This window comes from Vibrio sp. NC2 (assembly GCF_025195005.1).
GTDB classification, from domain to species: Bacteria; Pseudomonadota; Gammaproteobacteria; order Enterobacterales; family Vibrionaceae; genus Vibrio; species Vibrio splendidus.
This window is the reverse complement of record NZ_JANVFC010000030.1, coordinates 40,189-51,205: the sequence shown is the minus strand read 5'-3', so window position 1 is coordinate 51,205 and position 11,017 is coordinate 40,189. Positions and strand designations below refer to the sequence as shown.

The following is an 11,017-nucleotide window of genomic DNA, read 5'->3' as shown; positions in this document are numbered from 1 at the left end:
CCTGACTCCGATAGAATATCGAACTCAGGCCTTGAAAGCCGCTTAACAGAAATGTCCAACTTTACGGGGTCACTTCAAATTCAGTGGCTTTCTAGTATCAACTCATCTCAAAAATAACTGGTAAAAGTTGACGCAATTTCGATTTCTAATCGATTTCTTTGTCTTTAGTCATAGATAAAAGCCAAAGAGATACGGCTGCAACACCTGCAAAGCCACCAAGAATGATAACTGGCATAGCACTGTAACCTAAGATGTGCCAAATTACGCTTTCTAAAGTACTCATTCAATCGCTCCTTATTGCCAGCCTTCAACGCCGTGCATGTCTGGTAGTTTATGTGCGATACCTTTGTGGCAATCTACACACGTTTTTTCACCAGAAGCTAGCGCAGTTGAGTGTTGTTTCGCACTACGAGGGCTCTGCTCTGAGAAGTCCATGTAATCGAACTGGTGACAGTTACGACACTCAAGTGAGTCATTGCCTTTCATACGTTTCCACTCACGTTCAGCAAGGTGGGCACGACGTGCTTTGAATTTCTCTTCAGTGTTGATGGTTTTTGCAATAAAGTGCGCGTATAACTCTTTAGATGCCTGAACCTTACGAACAATTTTATCTGTCCACTCGTGAGGTACGTGACAATCTGAACAGATAGCACGAACGCCTGAGCGGTTAGAGTAGTGAATTGTTTCTTGGATTTCAGCAACAATAGGCGCATGACAACCAGAACAGAACTCTTCCGTGTTGGTTGCTTGCATACCGGTGTTAAATGCACCCCAGAATAAAAGACCGCCAGCGAAACCCAAGAAAAGTACAACGCCTACCGCTGCTTTACTTGGTGTCGCGAGTCTTTTCCAAAACGCTTTAAGTAATTTTATCATATATAGCCTCTCTTACCGTCTGGCTACGATTAACGCAGTGAATCTACAGGTTTGAACTCGTTCTCAACTAGTGGCTTAGCATTAGCTTGAGGTACGTGACACTGTAGACAGAAATAACGACGAGGTGATACGTCTGCAAGTACCGCATCTTCACGGTTCATGTAGTGAGTTACACTCACTTTAGTCGCACCCATTTCTTTTGCGTTTTTCCAGCTGTGGCAAGAAAGACACTTGTTAGCGTTAAGAGAAACTTCATAGCTACGAATAGTATGAGGCACTAGAGGTGGTTGGTATACGTAGTCACTCTCAAGTACTTGGTCACGAGGGAACTTTTTGAAGTCATCTGCTGCGCGAGTAGCTTCAAGTTCACTTGCACCACGTAGAGATTCTACGCCACCAATGCCGCCTGGGTTATCCAGCTCAGCTTGAGCTTGAACTGCACCAGCTAGCAAAAGACCAGCTGATAGTAGGGCAGTAATCAGTTTTTTCATGGTTAATTTCTCCGCCTAAAGGCTAATTCTTTGAGTGGACTACTTTTTTCAAAAAGTGATGAAAAAAGTAGTCGCAATATTAAATACGTTAGATCTTGTATCTAGGTTCTAAAAGCAATTGGCGCTTAAGAAACCTTAGTGATCTTAACTGGACACTTCTTATAATCCGTCTGCTTAGACAGAGGATCCGTTGCATCCAAGATCAACTTGTTGATCAGAATTCTTGCATCAAAGAATGGTACGAATACCAAGCCTTGTGGTGGACGGTTACGACCACGAGTTTCAACACGAACGCGTACTTCACCACGTTTGTTTTCGATAAGAACTTCATCACCACGGCGAAGGCCGCGAGATTTTGCATCTGCAGGGTGGATGTAACAAAGTGCATCCGGTACTGCTTTATAAAGTTCTGGTACACGACGAGTCATAGTACCTGTATGCCAATGCTCAAGAACACGACCTGTACATAACCACATGTCGTACTCATCATTTGGTACTTCTGGTGGCGCTTCGTATGGTGCGTTGATGATCAGTGCTTTACCGTCTGGCTTGCCGTAGAAGTCCCAGTCAGAACCTTTCTTAGCGTATGGATCTGAACCTTCTTTAAAGCGCCATAGTGTTTCTTTACCATCAACAACAGGCCAGCGTAGACCGCGTACTTTGTGGTAAGTATCGTATGGTGCTAAATCGTGACCATGGCCGCGACCAAAGGTTGCGTATTCTTCGAATAGACCTTTTTGTACGTAGAAACCTTGAGCTTGTGCATCGTCGTTAAGCTCTTGAGCTTCAGACAATGGGAATGCATCAACGTTGCCGTTTTTGTAAAGCACGTCGTACATTGTTTTACCGCGGTACTCAGGTGCTTTAGCAAGAAGCTCTTCGCCCCAAACTTCTTCAACAGTGAAGCGTTTAGAGAACTCCATGATTTGCCACAGGTCAGACTTCGCATCACCAACCGTTTTAACTTGTTGGTACCATGCTTGTGTACGACGTTCTGCGTTACCGTAAGCACCTTCTTTTTCAATCCACATTGCTGTTGGAAGGATAAGGTCAGAAGCTTGAGCTGTTGCTGTTGGGTAAGGGTCAGAACATACAATGAAGTTGTCTGGGTTACGGTAACCTGGTAGACGTTCAGTGTTGATGTTTGGACCAGCTTGCATATTGTTGTTACACATTATCCAGTACGCATTGATCTTGCCGTCTTTAAGCATACGGTCTTGAACAACAGCATGAGCACCAGGTTTCGCTGGGATAGTACCTTCTGGAAGTTTCCAGATTTCTTCAGAAATCTTACGGTGTTTAGGGTTAGCAACCACCATATCTGCAGGAAGACGGTGAGAGAACGTACCAACTTCACGAGCTGTACCACACGCAGATGGTTGGCCAGTAAGTGAGAATGGGCTGTTACCTGGAGTAGAAATCTTACCTGTTAGAAGGTGGATGTTGTACACAAGGCTGTTCATCCAAACGCCACGAGTATGTTGGTTCATACCCATAGTCCAAAGTGACATTACTTTGATGTTTGGATCCGCGTATTGCTTCGCAAGTTTGATTAGATCATCTTGAGAGACACCTGACATTTCAGATGCTTTCTCAACGGTGTATTCAGCAACAGAAGCTTTGTACTCTTCAAACGTGATTGCAGTCATTGCACCTGAGTTAGGGTTTGCTGCTGCTTTCTGTAGAGGATCGTCATCACGAAGACCGTAACCGATGTCTGTCGTTGCTTGTTTGAAGTTCGTGTGCTTATTCACGAAGTCCCAGTTAACGGCATCGTTTTGAATGATGTAGTTAGCAATGAAGTTAGCAATCGCTAGATCTGATTGAGGTTCGAAGATGTAACCCGTGTCTGCAAGCTCAAAAGAACGGTGGTAGTAAGTAGACAGTACGTTTACTTTAACGTGTGGGTGGCTTAGACGACGGTCTGTAATACGAGTCCATAGTACTGGGTGCATTTCTGCCATGTTTGAACCCCACAGAACGAATGCGTCTGCGTGTTCAAAATCATCGTAACAGCCCATTGGCTCATCGATACCGAAGGTACGCATGAATGCGCCTACCGCAGAAGCCATACAGTGACGAGCGTTTGGATCGATGTTGTTTGAACGGAAGCCGGCTTTCATCAGCTTAACTGCTGCGTAGCCTTCCATTACAGTCCACTGGCCTGAACCGAACATACCAACACCTGTTGGACCGTTCTTTTTCAGAGCCGCTTTCCATTTCTCAGCCATTACGTCGAAAGCTTGGTCCCAAGATACTGGTGTAAAATCACCATCTTTGTGGAACTCGCCGTCTTTCATACGAAGAAGAGGCTGTTCAAGACGATCTTTACCGTACATGATTTTTGAAAGGAAGTAGCCTTTAATACAGTTAAGGCCTTTGTTTACAGGTGCTTCTGGGTCGCCTTGAGTCGCAACCACTTTACCGTTTTGAGTACCAACTAGTACCGAACAGCCCGTACCACAAAAACGACAAGGCGCTTTATCCCACGTGATTTTTGTTTGATCAGAGCTAGCAATCAGATTGGTTGCTGTTGCTGGCAGAGTTACACCTGCAACGGCTGCCGCTGATGCAGCTGCGTTTGCTTTCACAAACGCGCGTCTTGTCATTTTCATACTTCACCCTCAAGTTGAGAATTGTTGCTTCCAGTTTCTAAATCCGTTTCGTCGAGCTCAGTTTCGATTTGGTGATAAACCAAAGCTGTGCCTAAAACGTTCGTAATATTATTAATTTCTTCGATGGTGTCCGTTACAAAACCTTGGTTTTCGGTTTCTAGGACTACTATGATTTTGCCTTCAGGGCTGCTGCCGTAAATCTCTGCGTTATCGAATTTCTCGATTTGTGCTTTGATCTCGTCTAGATGCTCTGGGCTCACATGCACGACTAAACTTGATATATGCACTTCATTTAGTGCCATAAATTGCTCTCGTTATTTTTGTTTTATGCATTACTCACAAGAATAGCTGAAGTAGGGCAAACTGCTACGCAGGCTCCACAACCGTTACACTCATCTAACTCGATTTTTGGTAGAGCAACACTGCCTGCTCTAAGTTGAAATTGAATGGCCATAGGTTCACACATGTCACCACAGCTTCGGCATTCAACATTTTGTTGCGCTAAGCATTTATCAGAGATACTTGCTTTTGCTTGCCAAGGTGTTTCTTCCTTGGGTTTAAAAATTGGTTCAGGACAAACGTCAGCACATTGATAACAAAAAGTGCATTCGTCTTTTGAATAGTCGACAGTAGGAAAACCACCATCGCCTACAATGATTATCTTAGTCTCACAATTTTCGATACATTTACCGCAACGAGTGCAGTCATCTGTAAAGCTTTCTAGGCTGTTAATCCAAGGCAATCGAATTTGGCTTGAATCTACTTTTCGCCTAGAAAATAGGCGTCGTCTCGATAGGTCTACCACTAAATGCCTACTAATGTTGCTAAGATGTTGTAATTGTAGATCATTGTTTTGTTAATATCTTGTCATTTATCCTCACAAGTAGTGTAGTTTTAGAAATATTTGTATAAATACCCCTTAAGGGCTAAATAGGATCCTATATTGTCTTAGATCAATAAATTACGAAGCGTTTGGTCACATATTGAATGGAGCTCTGTTTTTTGATGTGTGACAATAGGTTTCGGACAGCCACTTATATACCTTCAGGATTTTGATTTTGCTTATTAAACCAGTTTCATCTGTAACGAGTACAATAGCTAAATCATTGCTGTCCATACTGCTCCTTTCGGTTGCCACTACTGGTTTTGCTATCTTCACATTGGCGTCAAGTCTCAACGACGCAGAGGCGGTTAACGTGGCTGGCTCAATGCGTATGCAAAGCTATCGTTTAGCGCATGATATTCAAATAGAATCAGTTGATTATGATTCTCATATTCGTGAATTCGAAAGTTCTCTTTATTCCCCTTCAATGGCCAACTTGGTCAGTTGGGAAGTTCCTACAGACATCACCGAAGATTACTATTTAATTATTGGTCGTTGGCACGAGCTTAAACAGGTATTAAGCAGTGAAGATCGAAAGCACTATCTCGTATTAGTTGAAAACTTCGTTACTGAAATTGATGGCTTCGTTTTTAAGCTGCAAGAGTTCTCTGAAGATAAGTTGATAAAGTTGGCGTGGGCTGGTGGTGTTGGCTTAGGTGGAATTCTCGTCATATCTCTTTTTGTTGTTCACTTTGTCCGTAAACAAGTTGTTAAGCCGTTACATGCACTCGTTGGCGCCAGTCAGCGAATCAAAAACAGTGATTTTGAAGTCGAGTTGAAGGTCACCAATAACAACGAACTGGGTATTTTGACCAAGACATTTAACTCAATGGCGAAAGACTTGGGTGCGCTCTATCGAAACCTTGAAGACGTTGTGGATGCTAAGACAATAGAGCTACAAAATGCTAACCAATCACTCCAGGCGTTGTATCACTCTTCACAAGAGCTGACCGTAACACGTATCGCCCCAGAGAATTTCCGAGCAATCCTCCAACACCTCGTGAGCTTAGAAGGCATCGAATCGTTAAGGCTAGAGATTGTAGACAACTCAGGTCGTTCACTGATTATGGATGAAGGATACGACTCGAACTTAGATTATGAAAAATTTGAAATGAAGCTGGATGATAATGCGCTTATCTTGGGCTATTTATATTGTTCATATCATCATGGCCATTCAACCAGGACGCTGATTGATAGTTTTATCCAACTCTTATCGCGAGCTATCTATTATAATCGTGCGCAAAAAAAAGCTGAGCAGCTTATTATTATGGAGGAGCGTGCAACAATTGCACGTGAACTGCATGATTCACTGGCTCAATCACTGTCGTACTTGAAAATCCAAGTGACATTGCTGAAGCGTGTGATTGGCAAACTGCCAGAGCAACAACACCGAGAGCAGTCGGAACAAATAGCGTCGGAAATCGGTAACGGTTTGGCTGATGCCTATACTCAGTTACGAGAGTTGCTCACAACCTTTAGGTTGACGATAAAAGAGGGCAACTTCGGAGAGGCTTTGAGCACCATGCTTGAAGAACTCAGCGAAAGAACAGAAGCGAAGATTAACCTAACCAATAATCTTTCATCGATTGAGCTTGATGCGCACAGTCAGGTTCACTTGCTTCAATTGATTCGTGAAGCAACAATAAACGCAATAAAACACGCCAATGCCGACTTGATAGATGTATGCTGTATCGATGAGGAAGGTGAAGTATTCGTCGTGATTAAGGATAATGGAGATGGCTTTGACCCAAGTAGTTCGAAGATGAACCACTACGGGATGAGCATTATGCAGGAGCGTGCGGCAAGACTGAATGGCGACTTAACGATTGAAGCAGCTCAAGGTGAAGGCTGTACAGTCATATTGAAATATAAAAGTTTGAAGGAAGTTAAAGTTGACGATTTGTAAAGTAATGCTGGTTGATGATCATCCATTGATGCGCAGAGGTATAAGCCAATTACTGAGCTTTGAAGATGAATTCGAAGTGATTGCAGAAGCAAGTAACGGTACTGAAGCGGTCGCTCTTGCCCATGAAGAAGAACCTGATTTGATCCTTTTGGATCTTAATATGAAAGGCATGTCTGGCCTTGACACGTTAAAGGCACTTCGTACTGATGGCTCAAGCGCTAACATCGTTATTCTAACGGTTTCTGACAGCCCTGCAGATATTGAAGCAATTGTAAAAGCGGGCGCTGATGGTTACTTGCTTAAAGACACTGAACCCGATGAACTTATCGAATTACTGAAACAAGCTCACCATGGCGACAAAGCCTACAGCAGTGTTGTATCTCGCTACTTAAATGATGCTGAGAGCCGCAACGACATCTTCGACCAACTGACTGAACGTGAAATGCAGATCCTTCAAGAAGTTGCAAAAGGTTACCGCAACAAGCAGATCGCAGACCATCTGTTCATTTCTGAATCGACAGTTAAGGTACATATGAAGAGTTTGCTGAAAAAGCTACAAGTTCCTTCACGTACTGCAGCAACGGTTCTGTACCTAGAACGCTATGGTGACATGAAGTAGGGCTTGTTCCTTTGAAATAAAACTATTTCAAGCCGTACTGTTGGTTGTAAATGTTAGGGGCAAATAACGCGAGGTTTTAACGACAGTTTCTCGTGATTACTTTTAATTTAGCATCTAAATAGCCTCTAATGATTTTGAACACGTGACATGAAAAAAGGCGCTGAACTTATTAAGTTCAGCGCCTTTTTGTTAGGGCATTTTATATCCAAATAATCATGTCTGTTTTACTGACAATTAAGCTGCCATTGGTACTAGAACAAGCGTACCGAAGATAACCGTGATAAGACCACAGATTACAGGGACAGAAGTACGTTTTACTACTTCAAATGGGCTGATCTTACCCATACCAGATGTCGCGACAATTACACCAGAGACTGGCGAGATGGTACGACCTAGGTTCGATGCTTGAAGCATTGGGATGATTAGGAACGCAGGGTTCAAGCCCATTTTCGCAGCCAGTGACGGAGCCAGTTCTACGAATGCATAGAACGGTGCGTTACCAGAACCTGTCGCGATAGCCGCTGCAACCGTTAGACCCGTTAGGATAAGCATTAACGCGATGCCGCCAGCACCAGCTGACTCAGCAAGACCGATTAGGTTATCAATCGCACCGATAGACATTAGGCCTTGAGCAAATACGCCCGCCGCAACCAACAGCATTACCACGCCTTTGAATGCTTCAGCCATACCTTGGTAGCAAGAATCTAGGTCTTCTAATGTTTTCTCACCGTCGAACTTCTTCACAACGTAATCGATGATAGCACCCACGAAGATAGATCCCACGACGATGGTGTAGATATCAAGTGAAAGGCCTGGAATCGTACGGCCGTTAAATAGGAATACACCGATGATAGGCAGGAATGGCAGTGCAGCGTAGAAAGCGGGTGCCGTTGTTTCAATGTCTGAAACGTCTACTTTTTCCATTGGTGTGTTTTCTTTCTTATCCAGATACTTGTTCCAGAAGAAAGCGGCCGCAGCCATCACGATGATTGCACAGATAGAAACAGGTAGTACCGTTTGAACGGCAAACACATCAAGAGACATGCCTGATTTTTCAGCTGCAATAACCACATCACCAGAGGTTGGTGAAAGAATGATTGCTGCAGGGGACGCACAAACTGCAACCGCTGCCGGGCGTGAAATACCCATTGCCGTCATCATTGGGAATAGGGTAGCCATCAATAGCACACCAAGGCCTGTTGCAGAACTTACTGCTAGAGACATTAGACACGCTACGATATAAGCCGCAACAAGAAGTACGTATGGAGATTTGATAGCAGCAAGTGGTTTAGAGAATTGTTTCACTACCACGTTGTTTGCGCCGATGTGCGTCATGTAAGAAGCAAAGCCACAAAGAAGCATGATTTGCATGCCTAGGCCGCCTCCACGGTACTGAAGCATGTACTTAACAAATTCTAGTGAGTCGGTAACCATGTTACCTGTTGAAGCGACCTTAGCTGGTAAGACTGTGTGACCAATAAGGCCAGTAATAAGAAGTAGGGCAAGGCCAGCTGTTAGTAATACGCCTGCCGCTTTATAGCCTTTCACAATAAAGTAACCAACAGCGATAGTAATCACTAATCCGATCAAGAGCTCTAACATAGAAATCTCCACAAAGTTTAAAAAATATAAGAAAGTGTTTCAGAATATGACAATGAATGTACAGAAAACTGCACTGTGGCACGAGGCATAGTTGAGGTTGATATGATCTAAGACAAACATTTTTTTCGATGTTAATTGTGGTTGTAAATCGTGATTAACTACTGTTATTTAGATGTTAATAAACAAATTTTGTGGCTCGTTAGAATATAACTTGGATCACTTTTGGTTGTTCTAGTTGCATATGGATACGTTGTTTTATAAACCGTGAGTGTTTTTTGTACTTTGGAAGGAAATGTGTAACGAAGTGGGTATTTATCGGAGTAAAGAGGTGAGAATCTTAGCTTTGACGATTACTTAGCTTTGACGCTTACTTAGGTTTAACGCCTACTTATTTGCCTAAGTAAGCGTTAAAACACAAGCTAGCACTAAAATATAATTAGGGTTAAAAATAGCGAGTGAGTTTAGTTCATATCAACGTCAGGAATGTCATTTGAATACGTTGACAGCTCAGAGCAGACTACCTTCTTACAAAAATGAATCATCCCATAACGCGTCACCAGTAAAAACTCTTCTCTATTCAATGGAATGTAAGCCATGGCGTCAGACGATAGTGTAGAACCTTCACTTATCATGACTTTTTCGTAAAACGACAACTCGCGATTCGGGATGATTTGCTGGTGTTGGTTCTCATCCAGTGAGATGTCGTGTTGAGTGACAGAGTAAGATCCTGATGACGTAAAACCGACTTGCTTGGTCGACACGTATAATAGGTCATAACTGTCATTCTTCTTAAATTCGATGTTAATAGAAGACTGGTTATGAATCATATTATTGGACGGGTTAATAATTGATGCTGTATTTGCTAAATAATGCCCTTCAAGGTGTGATTTAGGAATGAAAGTAGAAAGCCAGCCGACTAATACGCTAAGCAGTACCACAAAAATTGCTGTATTTGTTTTGTTATTCACAAGTCACTCCTTTAAATCCGGCAGGGAAGCTCAGAGATTTTCCTGAATTATCGATGATTATTTTTCGTCCCTTATATTCATAAAGCGTGACGTTGAATAACTCGTTAAAAGTGAATTCGTCGGATTCAATTTTACAAGAGATAAAATGCTGGCCCACGAGGTCTTCGCCTAGGCTATTTCTATCTAAATAAGAAAACAAATAATGGGATAAACCTGCAGCCACTACAAATAATGCAACCAGCGCTACTACACTGTTTGTCTTTTTCGTCGCGGCCGTTGTCTCGGTTGTTGAATTTTCTGTCGCTATGCTATCTGTCGCTGTGTTGTCTTCAGGTTGATTCGTTTCTTGTTTGGGTTGCGATTGAATTTTACGCAGCGCACGTTCTTTGTCTTGTGTCACTTGTCCTGCAAATCGGTAGCCTTTACCGCGCTCAGTGACGATGATCATCCCGCTCTTATCTTCTAATGCTTTTCGGCAAATCGAGATGGTCTGCATTAGGCTGCCATCTTCAACGTAGATACCTTTAGACACCCACACTTGTTCAATCAGAACTTGGCGAGTGATCACCTCATTGGGTCTCGAGATAAAAAACTTAAGCAGCTCTGATTCATTAGAACCTATTGGGTAGGTACGGCCCGTCTTAAAGTGATGGATTTCACTCTCTTCTAAATTGACCTGTATATCATCATTGATAATAAATTCAGCAGACATCTGGGTTCTCATTGTTATAAGCGTTCTAACCTAAATATAACAAATCTTACAACAAACATAAACTTACTGATTTCATCGTCTTTGATGTTTAAGTGGCTGAATTTATGTTGATTATTAACCTAATTAGATTTCCTTATATACCTTTTTGAGGTTGTTTAATGCGGTTTCAGGTGCTTGCCGTTAGTAGCTATTGGATCATTAACGGGTGACGCTGATTTAGTGGGTGTGGGTTAACTGCTCAAATTTCTTACGTAGTTTTATCAACGTGTCATTCCAACTCTGTGTTGCCTTGCTCTCTACGAATAAAAAGTCGAGCTTACCTCCGACTCAATCGGCAACTCAAAT

11 protein-coding genes are annotated in these 11,017 nt (G+C 42.7%); 2 read left to right on the top strand and 9 right to left on the bottom strand.

From position 1 onward, the window contains the following. Nucleotides 1-145: 145 nt before the first annotated feature. The 6 genes from NX845_RS22340 to napF all read right to left on the bottom strand — a co-directional run bounded on the left by NX845_RS22340 (nt 146) and on the right by napF (nt 4,787). A complete protein-coding gene (locus tag NX845_RS22340; protein WP_004731329.1) occupies nt 146-283 on the bottom strand; it encodes a TIGR02808 family protein in 138 nt (45 codons plus the stop codon). Nucleotides 284-294: 11 nt separating this feature from the next. Continuing rightward, nucleotides 295-876: a NapC/NirT family cytochrome c gene (locus NX845_RS22335; protein WP_004731326.1), complete on the bottom strand. Its 582-nt coding sequence runs from the start codon at nt 874-876 to the stop codon at nt 295-297. 29 nt (nt 877-905) lie between these two features. After that, the gene (locus NX845_RS22330) at nt 906-1,367 is read right to left on the bottom strand and encodes a nitrate reductase cytochrome c-type subunit (protein WP_004731324.1); all 462 of its coding nucleotides are present in this window, start codon (nt 1,365-1,367) and stop codon (nt 906-908) included. A 125-nt stretch (nt 1,368-1,492) separates the two neighbouring features. Continuing rightward, nucleotides 1,493-3,982 carry a periplasmic nitrate reductase subunit alpha gene (gene napA / locus NX845_RS22325; protein ID WP_017086853.1) on the bottom strand — a complete coding sequence of 830 codons (2,490 nt, stop codon included), beginning with the start codon at nt 3,980-3,982 and terminating at the stop codon, nt 1,493-1,495. Then, nucleotides 3,979-4,284: a chaperone NapD gene (locus NX845_RS22320; protein ID WP_004731320.1), complete on the bottom strand. Its 306-nt coding sequence runs from the start codon at nt 4,282-4,284 to the stop codon at nt 3,979-3,981. The genes napA and NX845_RS22320 overlap by 4 nt, the downstream gene beginning before the upstream one ends. Nucleotides 4,285-4,307: 23 nt before the next feature. Next, nucleotides 4,308-4,787, bottom strand: coding sequence for a ferredoxin-type protein NapF (napF, locus tag NX845_RS22315; protein ID WP_017078318.1), 480 nt, complete (start codon nt 4,785-4,787; stop codon nt 4,308-4,310). Nucleotides 4,788-5,040: 253 nt separating this feature from the next. Between napF and narQ the strand changes: the two genes are divergently transcribed. After that, on the top strand, nt 5,041-6,771 hold the full coding sequence (gene narQ, locus NX845_RS22310; RefSeq protein WP_260257172.1) for a nitrate/nitrite two-component system sensor histidine kinase NarQ: 1,731 nt from the start codon (nt 5,041-5,043) through the stop codon (nt 6,769-6,771). Next, entirely contained in the window at nt 6,758-7,390 is a 633-nt protein-coding gene (locus tag NX845_RS22305; RefSeq protein WP_004731316.1) for a response regulator, read from the top strand. The genes narQ and NX845_RS22305 overlap by 14 nt, the downstream gene beginning before the upstream one ends. Nucleotides 7,391-7,624: 234 nt before the next feature. Here NX845_RS22305 and dcuC read toward each other — a convergent pair whose 3' ends face one another. The 3 genes from dcuC to NX845_RS22290 all read right to left on the bottom strand — a co-directional run bounded on the left by dcuC (nt 7,625) and on the right by NX845_RS22290 (nt 10,672). Then, nucleotides 7,625-8,992 (bottom strand): anaerobic C4-dicarboxylate transporter DcuC, encoded by a 1,368-nt coding sequence (gene dcuC, locus NX845_RS22300; protein ID WP_016785306.1) that lies wholly within the window; start codon nt 8,990-8,992, stop codon nt 7,625-7,627. Between the two features lie 461 nt (nt 8,993-9,453). Next, nucleotides 9,454-9,960 carry a hypothetical protein gene (locus NX845_RS22295; protein ID WP_065682453.1) on the bottom strand — a complete coding sequence of 169 codons (507 nt, stop codon included), beginning with the start codon at nt 9,958-9,960 and terminating at the stop codon, nt 9,454-9,456. Beyond that, a complete protein-coding gene (locus NX845_RS22290) occupies nt 9,953-10,672 on the bottom strand; it encodes a winged helix-turn-helix domain-containing protein (protein ID WP_065682454.1) in 720 nt (239 codons plus the stop codon). Before NX845_RS22290 ends, NX845_RS22295 begins: the two co-directional genes overlap by 8 nt. Between the last annotated feature and the right edge of the window lie 345 nt (nt 10,673-11,017).